A 20,433-nucleotide genomic window follows, 5' to 3' on the forward strand; every position below is an offset into this window, starting at 1 on the left:
TATATAGCTTACTCACCAGTATGTAATGCCACCGTATAGCGACGGTTCATGTACTTCCCAGAGGGCGGCTAACGCAAGAAAATTGAATCAACGAGTTCAATCGCAATTTAAACCTGCCTCTGCCGCTGTCGGATACTTGACGGGAACAAAAGCGAGGCCGAACGGCTCTTTTGGACACTCTACAATATGTACTAAATCGCTGGGAGGATTTTTGCGATCGCCATTTGTCGGCGAGTTAAACTGAATGGTTCCTGTGGCTCCCCAAGCGCTAAAATCAGGAGATGAAAGCGTTCTTTGCATTCCTTCACGACTGGGTTCCTCCTGCATTTCCAATGCTTTTATGAGTGCGCGCGCTGCATCGTAACCTGAAGCTATACGAGTATTTCCCTCTTCTCCCCACAGCGATCGAGCTTGTTGGGGAAATTCTGGGTTGGGACTGTTTAAGGGATGCCAGCCAACAGAAAAGATGAGTTTTTTAAACAACTTTTGCGGTTGCCCCGATGCCAGTTCTAACATTTGCGGACACATCAGCATCCATGCGCCGACAATCCAATTGCGAGATCCGTTAAGTTTTATTATCTCAAATGCGCTGTCTAGCGTTCTGCTATGATGGGGATCTGGAACTAGCACGATCGCAGTTTCTCCCTTTCTCTGGATTTCCTCGATCGCTCTTGCGGTGTTGAAGTCTTTTTTAAATAAATCGAAATCTTGAATTCTGACTATTGTTCCCCCTAGGCGTCGAAAATAGTTTTTATAACCTTTCACAAAAGATGCGCCGAATGGGCTTCGCGGATTGTATAAAATTGCTACTTGTGTTTGATTTTGTTCTCGGAGGTACTTCGCTAAATCTTTAGCGATTAAACTGCTCGTATATTGAGTGCGAAAGAAAAATTTCCTAGGTTCATGTGTCAGCTCTCCCGTGGCTGCACCCGGAGACATCAAAACGAGATTATTGTTGTTGTAAATATCTACAGCGTGCATCGTCATCTCGCTACTAGCGTGACCGATAACTGCTAAAATATCCGGTCGATCGACCACCGAAATGGCTCTTTGTTTGGCCTCCTCTTCATCGTTCGCATCGTCAGCAATAATTACTTTAAGTTTTTTGCCGTTAATGCCTTTACTCGGTAAAAAACCTCGATCGGGAAAGTCCGGAGCGTTAGAATTGGACACTCTCAAATTAACTTCTGTTTGCGCTTGAGCCACTCCGCGCAGATATTCTTTCGCCTGCTCGCCAAGCTGAGAAAAACTGTCGGGGTTTCTCCGACAAACGGAAAGGACGACAGCAATTGTGTAATAAGGAGCGTTGCTGACTTCCAGAAAAGCATTGTTCAGGTAAATTAAAGTTTCTGGGTCTTTGCCGTCTTCGTTGTGCCATGATTCTTTGAAGGTATTAAAAGCTTGCTCTGAATTTGAAGCTGCAAATTCTTTAACTCCTTTTTGCTTGAGCCAAGGTTGAGAACTTGTAAATAGAATTTTTTCTCCGGCACTTAAACCATCTCGGAGGTTTGGGGGGGAAGGTGTTTTGCTGTCACGGGCGATCGAATATTCCACTCCCACCTGCGTCGCAGTCTCAATCGGCGGTGAGGGCGATACCACCACTGATCGCAAATGCTGTAACACTTCAGCAGCCGATTGATAGCGATCGTTAAAGTGGTAGCGCACCATCTTGTTTAAAATTTTTTCCAGTTTGCTGTTAATTTTTATCATCGGGCGATCGTGGGTGGAGTAGTGCCAGACGAGTTCCCCAGTTTTTTTATGATTTAAAAAGTCTTGAATATCTAAACCTGCGATCGCTTGAATGCCGATGATTCCCACAGCATAGATATCGCTGTTAAATCTGGGCTGATTTGTCAACTGTTCGGCCGGCATATAACCGTCTGTACCGATGACGCGAGTTTGAGTTATTTGACCGCCCTGAATCGCCAAAGTGCCGATCGCTTTTACTGCCCCAAAGTCAACTAACACAATTTTGCCATCAAGCTTGCGTCGGATTAAGTTTGACGGTTTAATATCGCGGTGAATAATCCCTCGCTCGTGGACAAAAGCTAAAACGGACAAAATATCCTGCAATAAATCGATAACTTCTGACTCGTTAAACTGCTTACCTGAAATTAGTTCTTGGTTGAGCGGATTTCCTGCGATGTATTCTTGAATTAAGTAAAATTTTCCCTTTTCCAGAAAGCGATCGATTAACTTGGGAATCTGCGGACACTTATCGAGATACTTCAGGGTTTTAGCTTCTTTTTCAAATTGCTGTTGTGCTTCCTCCAACAGCCGCCCATCGTTCGATTCAGGAGGCGGAATTTCCTTGACGACGCACAGGGGATTTTCATGGCTGCCCAAAGCGTCGTTAGCCGTATACGTTCTGGCAAATCCTCCCTGCCCTAATTGACCGATAATTTGGTAGCGATCGCGCAGAATATCCCCTGCATTCAGACACATAAATTGTTCCCTTCCCTCGACTCGCTGCACCCGTTGGTGTCGATCGTACCACAAATATGATTTTTATGAACTCAAAGTTATGACTTTTATGAACTCAAAGTTATGAATATATGAATTGATTTTGAGAGTGGATTATTTAATAATCTTGGCATCTGAGATTTTAGGGAGAAAATATTTTATGGCTTTACAAAGAGACCCCGCAGGAGTGCCTCGCTTAGTTGGCGACAATACATCGGAATCAGTTGATTTATTCATCGATAATTCCCGATTCGGAGGTGTAACTAATTTCCCTTCAGGAGTAGGGATGCTCGGAGGTGACGATACAGTGGTCGGCTCAACAGCTAATGATTTGATCTTTGGCAATGAGGGCGAAGATATTATCACAGGGGATTTTGGTAACGACTCTTTATTGGGGGGAAAAGGGAAAGACCTAATAGGTGGAGAGGACGGAAATGACTCTCTAAACGGAGGTCAAGATGGAGATATGCTTTTGGGTTTGGGTGGAAATGATATTTTATTGGGCGGTAAAGGCAATGATTTTTTAGTAAGCGGTAACGGAAATGACACTCTAGTGGGAGGTGTGGGTCGAGACTTCTTAGCAGGTTTTGATGATAATAATTCTCTCAAACTCGGGGGCAGCAACTTGTACGTCCTCCAAGCAGAACCCGGAGTTACAGATGTCAATAATACCGATCTCATTGTAAGTTTCAGACCTGCTTTCGATAAAATTGGATTAGCAGACGGTTTGACGGTTAACGATGTAGTTTTGGAAAGCTTGACAAATGCGCCCATTACAATACAAGCGGAAGTGCCGCAAGCTCTGGGTTCTTTTCTTCCGCCCGATCTATTAGGCTCCACATCTATCGTGACTTCAGGAACTCTCATCAAAGTCAAGAATTCCGGAGATTTAATAGGTTTTGTTGAGAGTGTAACGCCCGCTCAACTGCAAAACAGTATTATCTCTGCTCAGGGATTCTAAGCTGTAGAATGCGCTGCCATGCCTCCTGCAAAAGCTTAAATCGAAGATTGGACATAGAAATAGTAATCTGCAACCAGCGGTACAACAATACTAATTATCACTCGCTAGCTGCTGTTTCCAATTTCTCTCCAATCCTCGGTTCAGTACCGTTCAAAAGCCGCTGAATATTGCTCCGGTGCCGCACAATTACAAACACACCGCCAGCAAGGCCAAACAATACATAAGCTAGGGGCTGATGTAAAGCAAACATCAATCCCGCAACGCTAATTGCCCCGATAATCGAACTTAAAGAAACAATTCGCGACACTGCAAACACGATTCCAAAAATTCCGAAAGTTCCCAAACCTACTGGCCAGTACAAACCAAGCAAAACTCCCAAACTCGTAGCCACAGATTTACCGCCGGTAAACCCCAGCCAGATTGATTTGCTGTGGCCCAAAACAGCAGAGAAACCCGCCAAAGTTGCCATCCAAGGGATGACAGTTGCAGTATTTTCTAAACCTGCGGCGGTTGCTAGCTGGCTGGTAAAAGTGAGAGAGTAAATGTAGCGGATTAGGACGATCGCACTTACCCCCTTCAACACGTCAACCAGCAACACCCCCAACCCAGGCCACTTACCCAAAGTCCTCAGTACGTTAGTCGCACCAGTCGAACCCGAACCAACCTCTCGAATATCAATTCCTAGCATCCATTTCCCCAAGGCGTAACCAGTAGGAATCGATCCCAGCAGATAAGCTGCTATTAGCAATGTGCCATTTAAAATTATCCAGCTAGCCATTTTTTAATTTGAGATTTCGTGTACTTTTAAATTTTGCAACCTTTCCCCTAGCATAATTAGCAATTAGCAATTACTAATTAGCAATTACCAATTACCAATTACCAATTACCCATCAAAAATCCTTAGCAGCCATCAAAGTTTGCGGATCGGCAGCAAAGGCCAGCCATAGCGGAAATTGCAGGATTGACAAACTAATTAAATCCTCAGTTTCATCAATGACAATTAGCGGCAATTTGCCATCTTTCACCAGTCGATCGGCTTTTTGAGCCAAAGCTTCCGCAGACTCAAACATAATAATCCCCCGTTCTGGGCCAAAATCGCTGCGAGTAATGCCCAAACAGTCCTGCAAACCCCGGCGCCACTCTCCCAAACGTTCGGGACTGTTAGCGAGCACCAAAGTCCGCACCCGTCCACCGTACACGCTTCTGAGTACAGAAATAATTGTCGAAGTAATCAAGATATTTTGCAAGCGCGAGCCCATAGTCCGCAAAGCACCCCTTCCTCCTTGGGTGAAAAACCAGTTAGAAACTCGTTCCGCGTGGATGGGTTCAAAAGTGCGGCGAAGTTGCCAAGGCGGGCCGTAGTAGTCGGGGACAGTGCGATATTGGTCGAGGGTGCGGCGAATTTGTTTGGCTTGTTCTTGAAATCCCTGTTCGGCAAATTTGGGATTTACCGATGCTGAGGATTGAGACTCATCAGCAGGAATTTGCTTGGGTGTCTCTTGCACTGGTGGCGTCAAATCTAAGAGTTCGGCGGTAGCGGCCAAATCCTGCAAACTGCCTACTAAATAGTCTTTGAAACCCTGGACTCGAATTGCTAAATCTTGGGAAACGCCGGCAAAAGTGGTTCGCATTTCCTTTTGAATTCGATCGCGCCGGCGTTCGAGTTTTTCTACTTCGATTTGTAGCGCTTGTTTGCGCTGATCTAATTGAATCAAGCCGTCTTGTACCAAACGCCCGATCGATGATTGAGCCTCGCCCAACGCTTCTATAGCATTGGCTTTGTCGGCTTCCAAGGCTGCAATTTTTTCTGTCAAAGCTTGTTCTTGCTGCTGCAATTCTTTGACTCTCTGTGCCAACTGTTCGGTAACATTTTCTGGGATGTCCGTTACCGTTTCTGGGGTTGCTGTTGGCTGGGAGTCTGTGGGAAGCTCGATTTGAGCGATCGGACTTTCTGATTCGCCATCGTCGGTGTTGGGCGCAATTTGGGAGATTGCGCCTGCTTCGTCCACGAATTGGGCGATTTCGGCATCTTCCTCGCTCAGCGGTGGGTCTGTTTCTGGCGGGAGTTGGGCTGGCAGCTCATTTTCGTCGATCCACAAATCTCGTGTTTGAGATAGAAGTTGGTACTCCGTCTCATTCACGGGTAAATCGACTTCGCCGTCACCGCTTGGGGCGGCTGGTTGTGGTTGCGGTTCTTGGGTTGGAGATTCGTCTGAATTCATGGGAAATTTTGTTCGGCGTGGGGCACGGAAAAGTTAAAAATTTAAAATTAACAACTTTTTTAGTCTTGACGGGGACAGCGCTGTTCTAAGCAGGCCTGTAGCATTTTACGATCGAACAGAACCGGCAGAAAGTGAATGCTGTTAATTTCTTTGAAATAGAACAAAATCGGCACAGCGGGCCAAAATATCCGCCAATTTTGCCATTCTCGGTAAGGAAAGCGGCGGATTAAGTTGGACGATCGATAAATGTCCAAATCGGTTGGGGTGAATTGCAGCCGGAGGGTGGCGGTTTGGTACATCAGAAACAAGCCGAACAGCGAAAGTGGCAAACTCACCCACTTTTGCACGAACAGCAGCGGTAGGGCCGCCAGTACCAGGACTAAGGGAATCGCATAACTCGGAGCGAGTTCGATCGTACTTGTCGGCGCAGTCGAAGAGGCAGTGGTATTCACGGGTTTAAATCAAGGGTAGTAAACGAATGTTGCCGATTATTCATATTTTATCTGTTTCCTAGCTTACAAGCCTTTGAGTACGCTAGAGCCCGTCCCCTGAAACATCAGCCAAGTCATGAAAAAGTTCACAATAAAAATAGCCAGTAAAGCCGTCACCACCGCCGTAGTAGTCGATTGACCAACGCCTTTTGCCCCGCCTGTGGTGGTCAAACCCCAGCTAGTGCCGATTACAGCAATCAAGCCACCGAATACAAAAGCCTTAATTGCCGCGCTGCAAATATCCCACAGACTCAGGAAATTGCGGACTGATTCTAAAAACACACTTTGAGAGATGCCGTACATCGTCGTAGCAATCAGCAGTCCGCCGAGGATGCCGGTGACGAGACACATGATGGTTAAAATTGGCAGCATCAAGCAGCAAGCCAGGACGCGGGGAATTACTAAATAGTCGATCGGGTCTGTTCTGAGCATCAGCAGGGCATCTATTTGTTCTGTTACCTGCATCGTGCCGATTTCCGCTGCAAAAGCCGAACCTACCCGTCCCGTCACGATGACGGCTGTTAAGACGGGGCCGAGCTCGCGAGTCAAAGACAAAGCCAAAACGCCACCGACGACATTGCCGGCCCCGAGGTTAATAAATTCCCTCGCTACCTGAATAGTAAATACCATGCCGACAAAACCCGCAGTCAGCAAAGCAATCAGCAGAGATTCCGGGCCGACTGCTGCCATTTGGTCGATCGTGTTGCGACGGTGAATTTTGCCCTTCAGCAAGTGCAGCATGACTTGGCCGCCCAATAAAATTGCTGCCAGCAACCGCTGACTCCACAAACTGAGGCTCGATGGTGTAGTGGTGCTCAAGGGGATTTCGAGTGTAGAACAACTGCAAAAAATGAAATCTATCTACAAATCTTAAACAAGTTTTTTCTATAACATTTAAGATTTCTGACAGAACCGGCCACTGAGGGCGATCGCTGCCTATCGTAGAAAAGGACAAGTTTTGTTTGCTTGCACCTTTCGGCAGTTTAGCTGAATTTACTGACTCTTATGAGCATTTTTCCCAATTTTCTTCGCTCTGTACTGTTGACCAGCCTGTTGAGCTTTGTCGCTCCCGTATTGTTAATCGGCGCGGGATTGACTAGCTTTTCGCTGATCGGCTTCGTGCCTGCTCTCCAAGGAGTTGGTCGTTCTGGAGAAGACATGATTTTGCAGTTCTTAGCTACTTTCGGCAGCGGCTGTCCCCTCCAGGGTTTTTTCGTCATCGGTCTAACTTTTGGTTTGGTGGGTGCTTTGTTTGATACCTACGCTTCTTATCAGCATTCGCGGTGGAGTTAATTTTGTTTCGTTATATGTCGAATTTAAGATTTTAGGTTGGGAATTCTAAATTAAATCTAAAATCTCAAATTGTTGGGTTCCGATCCGATCGAATACCGCCACCTGCAATGACTTCCCCCACAAAGGGATAGTTGCTAGCAGACAGGAGTGGTGGAGAGCAGAAAATTTTAGACCAAAGTTAAAATTTCCCGAGTCATGTGTGGAGTCAATCTCAAATCTCAACTCTCCAACCTCAAATCGGCTGACTTCGCCCAAAAACGGATACTTGAAATTTTAGACTCTTGGTCAAACTTCCAGATTCATCTGTGGAGTCAATCTCAAATCTCAACTCTCCAACCGACTCCCTCAACATTATTGCTCGCAAATGTTCGGTAATGCGATCGGCCTTTTTGCGGAAAACCGAATCCCCCAGTTTCTGGAGCTGGAATATATTAAATACAGGTTGAGTCAAGTGTTTCTCAACCCTAAAAACTTCAGATAGTCGAGGTATTAGTTATGGCACTTATTCGTTGGGAACCTTTGCGGGAAATGGACTCCTTGCAACGAGAAATGAATCGGTTGTTTGATAGCTTGACACCGGCAACCGATCGCGCATCTAACGGTGTTGCTTTTGTACCCCCCGCCGAACTCGATGAAACTCCCGAAGCCATCCACCTTAAATTAGAAGTTCCGGGCATGGAAGCTAAGGATTTGGACGTACAAGTAACCGCAGAAGCTGTTGCTATCAGTGGCGAACGCCGCCTGGAAACTAAGAGTGAAGATAAAGGCATGACTCGCTCTGAGTTCCGCTACGGTTCGTTCCGCCGGGTGATTCCCCTACCCGCACGGGTTCAAAATGACAGCGTAGAAGCTGAGTACAAAAATGGAGTTTTGCACCTGAATTTGCCCAAAGCGGAAGCAGAAAAGAACCGCGTGGTGAAAGTGCAAATCGGCGGCTAATAATTGTTTCCTACTTTAGTTAGTTTTAGTTAATTAGTAGGGGGCGCAAGGCACCCCCTATTTCTTTTGGGAATTGATAATTGGTTATTGGGAATTGAAAATTGGGTCTAAAAGCCTTGGGCATTGCGAGTTTGAGTAATGATTCTTCCTTTTTCTTCCTTCCTCCTTCCTTCTTCTTTCTTCCATCCATCCATCCGTTACATCCTCAGAAAGCGAATCCGTTGCCGAACTTTCTTCATCCCCTTATCCAACCGTGCTAAACTCCAATAAGCAATGGTTGGTAAGGAGACTTGCGTGCCGAGTCAGGGAGTTGGAGGAAATGGAATTGCATCTGAGTTTGGAGACTTAACTGGGATGACTCGCCAAGAAGTCGATGACTTTTTGCGCGGACTGGGTGCTAAGGTAAAAAGTTCTTCAGGAAATTATGTTGAATACAAATTTTCTGACAGGTCAAAAGTCATAATCCGCACTAATAGTGAAGTTGTTCGCCTGCCAGCACCGCGATATGGCTCAGATGGTAGAAGAATAAACTGGGGTTTGCGTCTTGACAAAGATGGTAGCGTACTCCAAACACGCGATGAATTTGGCAATCAGATTCCGGATACGCACATTCCTGGAGAAAAAGTGAGTAATTAATATGCCTGATGACTACAACTTGCTTAATTTAGGTGGACTTACATCCCTCGTGAAAAATGTAAATGTGTCTTTGTGGGGGAATGAAGTATTACTGGAATGTATCTACGATCCTACAGGCGATCGATTGCCTTACTCTTTAGTTTTTCAAGACTGCCGAGAAATTATTTGGGAGGTTCATGATGAAGAGGAAGTAAAAGAACCATTAGCTGATTTGATTGGTTTTCATTTGGGTGAAAAGGCGCACCGGAAAGCAGCTTTGATTCATACCGATATTTTTGAAATTTCAATTTTGTACGGCAGTTTTAGCATTCACAAGGGAGACAACCTAAATGCTGAAGTAGCAGATTTAGAAACAGAGGTTGTGGTATCACAATCGCCAGCACTCTTGTAGCAATTTAAAAGTACCGCACGGTTAAAGGGCCAAGCGGTTAGTAATATTATGTCTGGTAAAATAACTATTACATTCCTGGACGAACTCCGACTCCTCGAAACTGGGTTTCGATTTCGCTCAACCAGCAGTTTTTTTACCTAATGTGCGGGTTTTAACGAAGTATTTTCGTAAAAAACCCGGTTTCTGGGCTCCCATGCGTAAGTCCTATATTATTAGGTTTGTAGTGAGGACTGAAGTCCTCAGCAAAAATCTGAGGATCGAAGTCCTCACTAGAAAATCATTACCAATTTTTCAAAAAAGACAGTAGGTATTGTTGCCAGCCTCAGTTTAGGATACTTAAGAGAACATTTTTTGCAAATGAGGTAAAACACAATGCCTGATATTGTTGACATTGCCGTAGGTGCGGGTTCGTTTCAAACCCTGGTAACGGCGGTGCAAGTAGCTAATTTAGTAGATGCGCTCAAAAGTCCGGGCCCTTTCACTGTCTTTGCACCCACTGACGATGCTTTTGCGAAATTGCCGCCGGGAACTATCACAACCCTAGTACAGAACGTTCCCCAACTGACCAGGATTTTGATGTTTCACGTCGTATCGGGGAAGTTTATGAAGGCTGATTTGGCAAAAGTCGGTTTTGTTACTTCCTTAGAAGGTTCGCCGATTAAAATTGATTGTTCTGACGGTTTTGAGGTGAAAAATGCTACAGTTGTCGCTGCGGATATCGAAGCAGACAATGGCGTCATCCACGTCATTGATAACGTGATTTTAATGGGATAATTTCGCCGTCTAATCTCCCTGCGGGAGCCAAGCAGGTGCTTTGCGGTGCCGCTTTGCTCCCGATCGCACGCTTTTTTTTTATCGGTTGAAGGTAATTTCAATATAAAAAAGTTGTTTTTTCGGCGGAGGTATTTTAAGATGATTGTTTGAAAAAGTTTAAAAATCAATAATTATAATATAAGCAAACCAGTTTGGTGAGCACTATGCAAATCCTAGCCGCCAGCCTCAAAGCAAAAGTCCGCCAGCGTACCTTGGAACTGCAAGTTCTCAACGAACTTACTGCAAAAGTTCAAGCCGCTCTCAGTGTTGAGGAAATTTGGTCTGCGTGTCTGGCACATCTCGATCGCCTCATTCCCACACAGGCGATCGCCCTTTTGACGCTACCGGACGATCAAATATATCTGGAACACTTACAGCCGTTAAGTGCTAGCACCAAAGCCGAAATGGAAGGGCGCTTGCAAGCTGCTCGCGCTGAATGGCTTGCTGGCAATCGGGACTGGGCGCACAGCATCACTCAGCCACCAATTGCTCAGTTTCAGTCGGTCTTGATGGCACCAGCCAACCTGGATGAAAGTGAAGAATTGTTGGGAGTATTTTTCATTGGTGCAGAGCAAGCAACTGCTTTTAATTTGGAACACCTTTGTTTGCTCCACACTGTAGCTCAAATTTGTGCAAAACAGTTAGTAACTTTAGCACGTCAAACGACCAGTGCCAAGGATAGATTTCAAAATAATTTTGCTCTGGATTCGGAAAGTCAAGAACTATTGTTGCGGGCTGTAATGGACGAGGCTCCGGACAGAGTGTTTGCGAAAGATAGAAACTTTAGATACATTTTTTTCAATCAAAGTTTTGCTGAATATTTGGGGAAAAGTGTTGAGGAAATTATCGGTAAAGATGATATTGAATTAGGGTTTCCAGCCGAATTAGTATTTGGCGATCGCAACCGCCAAATTAGGGGCATCCGCGAGGAAGATCGAGCTGTGCTGGCTGGGGAGAGGGTTCGCAATCCCTACCAGGCGATCGTCTTTGAAGGTGGCAAACAGCACGTCTTTGATACGCAAAAAGTGCCACTGTGCGATGCAGAGGGTAATATATTTGGGGTTTTAGGTTTTTCTAGAGAGATTGGTCAATTGCAGGCCACAGATGAAGCTAGGAATCAAAGCCAAGCCAAACTGCAAAAAATTACTGCTAGCGTACCCGGTACGGTATATCAAATTGACTTGCATCCAGACGGCTCGATGGCTTTCTCGTTTGTGAGCGCGGGCTGCCGAGAATTGTATGAAATAGAACCAGAGGCTGCTCAGCAGGATTTTAATGTAATTGTTGACATGATTCATCCCGAAGATCGAGATGATTTTCTCAACTCAGTGACGCTTTCTGCTGAAAATTTGCAGCCTTGGCGGTGGGAAGGAAGAATTGTCACTCCGTCAGGAAAACTTAAATGGGTGCAAGGAGCTTCCCAGCCCGAATTTCAAGCATCGGGGGAGATTGTTTACTACGGCTTGTTCACGGATATTAGCGGCCGGAAACAAGCTGAACGGAAGCTGCAACTTTATCAACAAATCTTTTTGAAATCCAACGATGCGATCGCGATCCTAGACCCCGAAGGCTATTACTTAGAAACAAATCAAGCTCACACGGCTTTGCTGGGTCACAGCGCGTCAAAATTGTGGGGAAAAACGCCTGCCACTCACATGGGTGAACAGGCATTTATGTCTGTGCTGCAAAGCTTGGCAGAAACAGGGAGTTACCGAGGCGAAATGACCTGTATTAAGGCTATGCAAGCAGGAACAGTTGAGGTGGAGGTTTCGGCTTTTGCGGTTTTAAATGATGCTGGGGATGTAGTTTGCTACGTAAATGTCAAAAGAGACATAACCGAACGCAAGCGAGCGGAGGAAAAACTAAAGCTTTACCGAGAAATATTTTTAAACTCCAATGATGCGATCGTCATTATCGATGCTGACGGGTTTTTCCTCGAACAAAATCTTGCTCACCAAACGCTTTTAGAATACACAGACGCGGAATTAGAAGCAGAAGCTTCGCCGCTGCTTGCGGGGGAGCGCTTTTCGGCAATTGCCCAAAGTTTAGCGAAAACAGGAACTTTTCGGGGCGAAATTACTAACTGCACTAAAAAAGGCCAGACGCTGGCGATCGACGTTGCAGCATACTCTGTGATTAACAACGCCGACGATGTAATTTGTCATGTCTGCGTCAAGCGCGACATTACCGAACGCAAAAAAGGAGAAGAAGAACGGCAAAAATTTGTGTCGCTGATTGAAAACAGCAGCGATTTTATTGGTATGGCTACCCTGAAAGGCCAAACACTGTTTGTCAACGAAGCCGGACGAAAACTGGTGGGTGTAGAGAATCTTTCGGCAGTGCTTTATACGGAGATATGGGATTATATTGGGCCTTATTTTCAACAGAAATTCAGTCAAGAGATTTTACCAACAATTATCAGTCATGGTCAGTGGCAAGGCGAAGGTCAAATGCAGCACTTGGGCAACGGACAACCCATAGATGTTGTGATGAATGCTTTTCTGGTCAAGCACCCTCAAACCACCGAACCGCTGTGCTTTGCTGCGGTAATTCGCGATGTCACCGAACGCAAGCAAGCTGAGAGAATGCTGCGCGAACAAGCAGAACAAGAACGGCTGGTTTCGGCGATCGCCCAGCGAGTCCGCCAGTCTCTCAACCTGACTCAAACTCTGAGCACTGCTGTACACGAAGTGCGACAGTTGCTGGCAACTGATCGCACGGTAATTTATCGTTTTGAGTCCGAGGAAACAGCGCTGGTTGTTGTGGAATCTGTAGGGGATGATTGGATGCCCCTGCTGGGCAGAAAAGTTCAAAGAACATCCTTTGGGGAAAGTTATGTATGGCTGTACAGTGCAGAAACAATTCAAGCAATGGCAGATATTTATACGGCCAATTTGAGCGAGGAACACCGAGATTTACTTGCTAGTTTACAGGTAAGGGCTAATTTAGTTGTACCAATTTTTATAGGCGATGAAAGTCAGGGGTTGGCAGCAGAATATTCGCCGGAAACTCGAATTGAACTGCCGGGAAGGAGTTTGGAAACGAGTCAAAATCGGTTGTGGGGATTGCTGATTGCCCATCAGTGTAGCGCTCCGCGTGTTTGGACTGATTCTGAGATGGATTTGCTGGGAAGGTTGAGCGTACAATTGGCGATCGCCATTCAGCAATCTACTCTTTTTGAACAAGCGCAGCAGGCCCGAGAAGCAGCCCTAGAAGCGTCTCGAATGAAGTCGCTATTTTTAGCAAATATGAGTCACGAAATCCGTACTCCGATGAATGGAGTCATGGGGATGACTGAGTTGCTGCTGAAAACGAATCTTACTTCCGAACAGCTTGACTTTGTACAGACGCTGAAACTCAGCGGTCAAAATTTACTCTCCATCATTAATGATATTTTGGATCTCTCCAAACTGGAAGCAGGAGAAATGCGCTTAGAAATACTAGAATTTAACCTGAGTATCTGTATGAATGAAGTGCTGGATTTGTTGGCCACTCCCGCACAAGAAAAAGGTATAGAAGTGGTGGCGCTGATTGACAGCGACGTGCCGGTGCAAATTAAAGGTGATGCAGCGCGGTTGCGGCAAATACTCACTAATTTGATCAACAATGCTATTAAGTTTACAGAAGCAGGAGAAGTTGTAATTGAGGTAGCTAATGCTAGTAATTCGGGGTTATTAGCCGCCAGCGAAAATCAGAAAATTTTAGACAATATCGAACCGTTAAAAACAGAAAACAATGACTCTCTGCTCCTGCTGTTTAAAGTCACAGATACAGGGATTGGGATTGCTCCCGAAGACAAAAAAAAGCTGTTTCAATCTTTTACTCAAGTTGATGCCTCTACGACAAGAAAATATGGTGGCACAGGTTTGGGGCTGGCTATTTCCAAGGAGTTGGTGGAGTTAATGGGTGGGCAAATTGGTGTGGAAAGTACCCCTGGCCAAGGCTCGACTTTTTGGTTTACTGTGCCGACAGTTAATGAAAATTTAACTGCTGTCGGGACAGCGTGCGAAGTGAATTTTGAAACGGTGCTGGCCGGGCGAAAAATGTTAGTTGCCAGCGACAAGCCGACAGTGCGAAAAGTGCTAGTGAGAATGGCTGTTTTGTGGGGAATGGAGGTTGAGGAGGTTGAGAACGGTTGGATGACGATCGCATCTATGTACAAAGCTGTCAGCCTTAATTCCCCTTACGATATCGTTTTGGTTGATATTCAGTTGCCGGAAATGGTGGCGGGGAGTCTCGAACGCTTGAGGATTTCTGAGCCTGCAATGCAGCAGACAAAGTGGGTGGTGCTGACTTCAATGACTCAGCTTGCAGAGGCGAAACGCTTGGTAGATAGCGGTTTTAGCGGGTATCTAACTAAACCTGTGAAAGCTCACCGACTATTTGATTGCTTGGCGAATGCGATCGCCCCGATGACGCTGATTGATGAGCCACTGCCAAATTCAACGTCCAATCGAGCCTCAGCTATTGACAACCGGGACTTAGCAAGTTTAAAGATTTTGTTAGTTGAAGATACTCCAATCAATCAAAAAGTTGGTCTGAATCAACTCAGAGTTTTGGGATGCGCGGCGGATGTGGCCAATAACGGTGCAGAGGCGGTATCTATGGTTGCTCTGAAAAAATATGACATTGTGTTGATGGACTGTCAGATGCCGGTTTTGGACGGTTACGAAGCAACGCTGCAATTGCGCCGCCTAGAAGCGGCAGATGTTGCTGCTGGGAAGATGCAGCCGCATCAAAAGACGGTGGTGATTGCGATGACGGCGAATGCTTTGAAGGGCGATCGGGAAAAGTGTCTGGCGGCGGGCATGGACGATTATATTAGCAAACCTATTGCGATTGAAAAGTTAAAATCGGTACTAGAAAATTGGTCCGCCAAGCTAAAAATTGAAACTCCCAAGTTTAAGGGCGAGGAACTTCAAAATTCTGAGCCAGATATCGAATCGCTAGTCGATATGGCACGTCTGCACGAAATTTCGGGCGCTGATTTAGAGTTTGAGCGGGAAATACTGCAAGCTTTTGTGGTGGATACAGGTAGTTATTTAGAAGCTGCTAAGGAGGCGATTGCTTCGGGAGATATGGAGACACTCGCCCGCCACGCTCATCAAATTAAAGGTGTCAGCGCTACGGCGGCGGTGCGGTTAATGCCCGACATGGCAGATCAGCTTCAAAGTCGGGCTGAATCTAATGATTTGGAGGGGGCTACAAAAATCATCGCTGAATTAGAAATAATTCTGGCGGGGGTTGAAAAGTTGGTGGCTAGTGAGTAATCAATCAATTTTGTTTTGAACCGGGCTCTCCAGCCCGATCGCGGACGGCTCTTGGCAGCCCCACGATCGCTCGCGTGTAAAGATTTTTAATCTTTTATCAAGATATTTATCTCAATGTGACGGAATTGGGAACTCTTATAACATCTTGTGTGTTGTAGCTTGTGACACTACTTTATTAAGTTATTCTGGTCAAATATAAAATAATCATTAAGCCGATCGACATAAGGGTGCTTTTCGTCTATCGGCTTGAGACACCAAGACCAGCTTTTCGCTATGCCCGCCCATTAAGTGCGTATTTACGCTCAACGAGGTTTTATGACTCCAGTCATGTTACGCCAACTCTGGTCATTAATTGAGACCACCCAAGCTACTCTGTTAGTAAATTTAGACGATGCGACCTTGGTACAGTGGCTGCTAAAGCAGTTAAAAACGAACTCTGCGCTTAATGGCAAAGAAGCAGATGTGTTGGACGAATACATCCAGTCTCGGCTTTCCCTAATCCGCGATTTAGCTGAGCAGCGGCTCGCACCAGAGCTACTGTGAGCGGATTCAATCAAAATCGGATAAATATTCCAGGGAAGGGCGATGAGCCCTTGCGCTGGGCAGAAATAGCAGAAAAGAAACCGGGTTTCAAGGATAAATCTTAGGTTTGACGACCAGACCTCCAGCCGGAAACCGGGTTTCCAACTCTGGGCTCCCAGTTTGCTCAAAAAAAAACAGGCGGGTAGTCGGTGCAGTTGCAGCAGTGCAGCACCGGATGCAGAACGGCTAATTTGAAGCCGGAGGCTTTTGTAGATCGCCGATCGCCACAGTTCTCGACAGCTACAAGGTAGGATTGTCAGGAAAGCGTTCTACTAAAATCTATGCGTAAATGGGGATTTCTGCTACTAGCAAGTGTGTTATTTGTGGCACCGTTGGCGTCTTGTAGGGATCGATCGGCACAAACCGGACAAACAACAGCAACAACTACTGCAGGTGGCAACTCGCAACAAGGTTCCAGCCGGATAGATACAATTGTCAGCCGCGGCAAACTGATTTGTGGCGTCAGCGGCGAACTGCCGGGTTTTAGCTTTGTAGACGAAAAAGGCAAATATTCGGGACTGGATGTGGATGTGTGCAGGGCTGTGGCGGCGGCAATATTTGACGACCCCGAAAAAGTCGAGTACCGAAAGCTCAACGCTAAAGATAGATTTACAGTTTTGCAGGCCGGAGAAATCGACATTCTCAGCCGCAATACCACCTACACGGCCAGCCGCGACACCACTACCGGACTGGAATTTGCCCCGGTGATCTTTTATGACTCTCAAAGCATCATGGTCAAAAAAGACAGCGGCATCAAAAGTTTAAAAGATTTTGCGGGCAAATCTATCTGCGTCCAGACAGGTACGAGCACCGAACAAAATTTGTCCGACCAAATGCGAAAATTAGGAGTTAAATACACTCCTGTGGTGTTTGAAGATGTGAATGCTGTCTTTGCTACCTATCAAGAAGGTCGCTGTCAAGGTGTTACTGCCGATCGATCCCAGCTAGTCTCGAAGCGGACAACTCTGCCGAATTCCGAAAATAATGTTGTTTTGCCGATCGTGATGTCAAAAGAACCGTTAGCCCCAGCGGTGAAAAGCGGCGATCCTAAATGGGCTGACGCGGTGAGATGGGTCGTTTTTGCTGCGATTGAAGCTGAAGATTTGGGAATTAATTCAGGAAATGTAGACCAAATTGTTGCAAGCACTACAGACCCGAACATCAAACGTTTGCTAGGAACAGAAGGAGATTTAGGTAAAGGCTTGGGACTCCCGAACAACTACGCAGTCCGCGTTGTGAAGAAAGTGGGGAATTACGGGGAAATGTACGATCGCAACCTCGGCCCCAAAAGTACACTCAAGTTAGAACGGGGTCAAAACAGACTCTGGAAAGATGGCGGTTTGCTTTACTCGCCGCCGTTCCGCTAATTTTAGTTAACTGTTAACTGTTGACCGTTGACTGTTAACAGTTAACCAACAAGATATTTTAGACAGCAAGGTACTCCGCGCTTACCCGACTTTTAAGGTGCTTGTTAGGCGCACCCTAAAAGATATTTTAGGCAGGCTAAAGTTAGGTAGAGTGCGCTCTACATTAAATAAACAGTTATGAACCCAGAACCTCAACCGGGTAAATCGCAAAAATTGCCCACATTTAAAGATATATCAAAACTGCTGCGGGACGATCGCTTCTGGAAAATAGCCGGACAGGCGATCGCCCTAATTCTAGTAATAGCTATTATCGCCATTTTCTGGGATAATCTCAGTGCAAATTACTCGCAACTGGGAATTGAATTTGGATTTGACTTTCTCAATTCCCAAGCATCATTTGACATCGGCGAAAGCGTGATTCCCTACAGTCCCGAAAACAGTTACAGACAAGCTTATTTGGTCGGTTTAATCAACTCGCTGCGGGTAATGGGTCTGGGGATTGTTTTCGCAACAATTGCGGGTTTGACGGTGGGAATTGCCCGCCTTTCAGACAATTGGTTGCTGCGGAATTTGGCTGGTTTGTACGTAGAAATTTTGCGAAATACGCCGTTATTGCTGCAATTATTTTTCTGGTATTTTGCAGTTTTCATTTCCCTGCCAAAACTGGAAGACAATCAGCAGTTACGCGGGCCGATTTACTTGACAAATCGTGGCATTGCTGTACCTTGGCCTGTGGTTTTGCCCGGTTTCGAGATTTGGGTGATTTTGCTAACAGTCGGAGTTTTGGCGGCGGCGGGGCTGTGGATGTGGCGGGCGCGGGTGATGTTGGAAGAAGCTAAGCCGGGAAGACAGTTGTTTTGGGCTTTAGGTGCGATCGGGCTGAGTGCAATCTTAGCTTTTATTATCACCAAAAATCTGCCTTTTCGGCTAGATTTCCCCCGCCTGACACCAGAATTGCAACTGGAAGGAGGATTAAAATTAACTCCTGAATTTGCCGCCTTGGTGACAGGACTCAGCTTGTATACTGGCAGTTACATTGCAGAAATTGTCCGGGCCGGAATTCAGTCAGTATCGAAAGGCCAGTGGGAAGCGGGAAAGTCTTTGGGGCTGAAGTCTGGAACAATGATGCGGATGGTAATTTTGCCACAAGCTTTGCGGGTGATTGTGCCCCCTTTAACCAGTCAGTATCTGAATTTAGCTAAGAATTCTAGTTTAGCGGTTGCGGTTGCTTATCCGGACGTTTATTTTGTGGTGGGCTCTCCGACCTTGAATCAGACCGGTCGGGCGATCGAAGCAATGTTAATTATCATGGTAACATACCTAACAATTAGTTTGATAGTTTCTCTGTTCATGAATTGGTACAATAAAACCGTACAAATCAAGGAGAGGTAAAGAGTTAAGATTTGAGATATAACCACAGCGGTTAAAGGAAATAAAAAATGGTATACAGTAATTTTAGTTTGTATGGTCTCCTCAAAAGATTTGAATTAAAATATTCGGAAACCGCCGATTTATTTGGCAAACAACCTAACTTAGACGGCAGCCAATTACTAGCAAAAATTCTCAAGCGTAACGTACCGTTAGCCCTGGCAAGGAACACGGAAAAATTCCGTGCGGAAATGATTACAGCACCAATTTTAATCGAACTGAGAGAACAATTACAAAATACAATGAGCTTGTTTTCCGGTATTGACTTTAATTTTGACTCCGAAAGAGGCTTAAACGGCGGGGTTGCGATTTTTGGAGAGGTATTTTAGCCAGTGCAATTAATAATTAATAATTAATAACCAACAAATAAAATGGAAATAATACCTGTATTACCGCCCCCAGCCACCGAATCGCCTACCCCTTGGAATTGGGCGCGCAAAAACTTATTTAGTACCTGGTACAACAGCCTTCTGACAGTAGTTTGCCTAATTATCGCCTTCCAAACTATTAAAGGAATTATCGTTTGGGCAACAACAAAAGCTCAGTGGCGCGTTTTAGAAGCTAATTTGCCACTATTTTTCGCCGGCAGATTTCCCCGCGAATCCTACTGGCGGCTGTGGATAGTATCAGCCATAATTGCCTTGTTGGGAGGATTAACTTGGGGAAACATTCAGCGGCCAGAACGTCTTTGGAATCCGCCTTTACTAATTATACTCGGTGCTGCGGTTGTGGGTGCGGTCATTTCGCCGATCGACCTAACCTCTCGCCTCTACCTCTTAGGAACTATTATCGCAGCCGCCGCCAGCTATGTCCTCGGAAGGCAAATTAACCCAAAAATCATGGGCTGGATGCCAGCAGTTTGGGCTCTTTCCTTCCCCATAATTTTGTGGTTAATTAAAGGCGGGTTGGGTTTGACAGAAGTGTCAACAAATGATTGGGGCGGTTTAGTGCTGACACTGTTTTTAGCAGTTATTAGTATTGTGCTTTCCTTTCCTTTGGGAGTATTGCTAGCACTCGGCAGACAAAGTTCTTTGCCAGTTGTGAGACTGTTATCAACATTATACATTGAAATTATTCGCGGTTTACCACTAATTGGCATTTTGTTTTTAGGTCAAGTGATGCTGCAACTCTTCTTGCCACCAGAATATCCGAAATTAGATAGAGTGATTAGAGCCATAGCTGGATTAACCTTATTTAGTGCGGCCTACTTGGCAGAAAACGTGCGTGGTGGCTTGCAGGCCGTGCCCAGGGGACAAATAGAAGCAGCGAGGTCGATCGGACTCAATACACCCCTACTCACAATTCTCATTGTACTGCCTCAAGCTTTGCGAATAGTCATTCCTGCGATCGGCGGTCAATTCATCGGATTATTCATGGATACATCCCTGCTATCTCTATTCGGAATGTTAGAATTAATCGGAATATCCCGCGCAGTTTTAGCAAATCCATCCTATATCGGCAGGTACGCCGAAGTTTACATATTCGTAGGCATCATTTATTGGATATTTTGCTACTCAATGTCCTTAGCCAGCCGCAAAATAGAGCGAACATTAGGAGTAGGCGAAAGGTAAAAAAAT

At 45.7% G+C, this 20,433-nt stretch carries 17 protein-coding genes; 12 read left to right on the forward strand and 5 right to left on the reverse strand.

Going from position 1 to position 20,433, the window contains the following annotated elements; translation table 11 throughout:
* Positions 1-96: 96 nt before the first annotated feature.
* Complete coding sequence (locus QUA42_RS04880; RefSeq protein ID WP_333135608.1) at positions 97-2,499, reverse strand: bifunctional serine/threonine-protein kinase/ABC transporter substrate-binding protein; 2,403 nt, start codon at positions 2,497-2,499, stop codon at positions 97-99.
* 124 nt (positions 2,500-2,623) lie between these two features.
* On the opposite strand from QUA42_RS04880, the gene QUA42_RS04885 reads away from it, so the two are divergent.
* A complete protein-coding gene (locus QUA42_RS04885) occupies positions 2,624-3,424 on the forward strand; it encodes a calcium-binding protein (RefSeq protein ID WP_333135610.1) in 801 nt (266 codons plus the stop codon).
* Positions 3,425-3,521: 97 nt separating this feature from the next.
* Here QUA42_RS04885 and plsY read toward each other — a convergent pair whose 3' ends face one another.
* The 4 genes from plsY to QUA42_RS04905 form a co-directional block, all read right to left on the reverse strand.
* The gene (gene plsY, locus QUA42_RS04890) at positions 3,522-4,202 is read right to left on the reverse strand and encodes a glycerol-3-phosphate 1-O-acyltransferase PlsY (RefSeq protein ID WP_333135612.1); all 681 of its coding nucleotides are present in this window, start codon (positions 4,200-4,202) and stop codon (positions 3,522-3,524) included.
* Between the two features lie 112 nt (positions 4,203-4,314).
* Positions 4,315-5,646, reverse strand: a complete 1,332-nt coding sequence (locus QUA42_RS04895; protein ID WP_333135614.1) for a DUF3086 domain-containing protein — start codon at positions 5,644-5,646, stop codon at positions 4,315-4,317.
* A 59-nt stretch (positions 5,647-5,705) separates the two neighbouring features.
* Positions 5,706-6,098, reverse strand: a complete 393-nt coding sequence (locus QUA42_RS04900) for a DUF3119 family protein (RefSeq protein WP_333135616.1) — start codon at positions 6,096-6,098, stop codon at positions 5,706-5,708.
* Positions 6,099-6,161: 63 nt separating this feature from the next.
* The gene (locus QUA42_RS04905; RefSeq protein WP_333135618.1) at positions 6,162-6,956 is read right to left on the reverse strand and encodes an MlaE family lipid ABC transporter permease subunit; all 795 of its coding nucleotides are present in this window, start codon (positions 6,954-6,956) and stop codon (positions 6,162-6,164) included.
* A gap of 186 nt (positions 6,957-7,142) precedes the next feature.
* On the opposite strand from QUA42_RS04905, the gene QUA42_RS04910 reads away from it, so the two are divergent.
* The 11 genes from QUA42_RS04910 (at position 7,143) to QUA42_RS04960 (ending at position 20,427) form a co-directional block, all read left to right on the forward strand.
* The gene (locus tag QUA42_RS04910) at positions 7,143-7,430 is read left to right on the forward strand and encodes a hypothetical protein (RefSeq protein WP_190656534.1); all 288 of its coding nucleotides are present in this window, start codon (positions 7,143-7,145) and stop codon (positions 7,428-7,430) included.
* A 495-nt stretch (positions 7,431-7,925) separates the two neighbouring features.
* Positions 7,926-8,369: an Hsp20/alpha crystallin family protein gene (locus QUA42_RS04915; protein ID WP_333036736.1), complete on the forward strand. Its 444-nt coding sequence runs from the start codon at positions 7,926-7,928 to the stop codon at positions 8,367-8,369.
* A gap of 273 nt (positions 8,370-8,642) precedes the next feature.
* Positions 8,643-9,005, forward strand: a complete 363-nt coding sequence (locus QUA42_RS04920; protein ID WP_333135621.1) for a hypothetical protein — start codon at positions 8,643-8,645, stop codon at positions 9,003-9,005.
* A 1-nt stretch (position 9,006) separates the two neighbouring features.
* Positions 9,007-9,396 (forward strand): hypothetical protein, encoded by a 390-nt coding sequence (locus tag QUA42_RS04925; protein WP_333135623.1) that lies wholly within the window; start codon positions 9,007-9,009, stop codon positions 9,394-9,396.
* A gap of 372 nt (positions 9,397-9,768) precedes the next feature.
* On the forward strand, positions 9,769-10,170 hold the full coding sequence (locus tag QUA42_RS04930; RefSeq protein WP_333058034.1) for a fasciclin domain-containing protein: 402 nt from the start codon (positions 9,769-9,771) through the stop codon (positions 10,168-10,170).
* Between the two features lie 203 nt (positions 10,171-10,373).
* A complete protein-coding gene (locus tag QUA42_RS04935; RefSeq protein ID WP_333135625.1) occupies positions 10,374-15,479 on the forward strand; it encodes a PAS domain S-box protein in 5,106 nt (1,701 codons plus the stop codon).
* Between the two features lie 315 nt (positions 15,480-15,794).
* Complete coding sequence (locus QUA42_RS04940) at positions 15,795-16,022, forward strand: hypothetical protein (RefSeq protein ID WP_190656515.1); 228 nt, start codon at positions 15,795-15,797, stop codon at positions 16,020-16,022.
* A 320-nt stretch (positions 16,023-16,342) separates the two neighbouring features.
* On the forward strand, positions 16,343-17,428 hold the full coding sequence (locus tag QUA42_RS04945) for an amino acid ABC transporter substrate-binding protein (protein WP_333135626.1): 1,086 nt from the start codon (positions 16,343-16,345) through the stop codon (positions 17,426-17,428).
* A 177-nt stretch (positions 17,429-17,605) separates the two neighbouring features.
* On the forward strand, positions 17,606-18,820 hold the full coding sequence (locus QUA42_RS04950) for an ABC transporter permease subunit (protein ID WP_333135628.1): 1,215 nt from the start codon (positions 17,606-17,608) through the stop codon (positions 18,818-18,820).
* 47 nt (positions 18,821-18,867) lie between these two features.
* Complete coding sequence (locus tag QUA42_RS04955) at positions 18,868-19,185, forward strand: hypothetical protein (protein ID WP_333135630.1); 318 nt, start codon at positions 18,868-18,870, stop codon at positions 19,183-19,185.
* 42 nt (positions 19,186-19,227) lie between these two features.
* Positions 19,228-20,427 (forward strand): amino acid ABC transporter permease, encoded by a 1,200-nt coding sequence (locus tag QUA42_RS04960; RefSeq protein ID WP_333135632.1) that lies wholly within the window; start codon positions 19,228-19,230, stop codon positions 20,425-20,427.
* The last annotated feature ends 6 nt before the right edge of the window (positions 20,428-20,433 follow it).

The organism is Microcoleus sp. Pol11C2, from assembly GCF_036701505.1.
Classification (GTDB): domain Bacteria; phylum Cyanobacteriota; class Cyanobacteriia; order Cyanobacteriales; family Microcoleaceae; genus Microcoleus.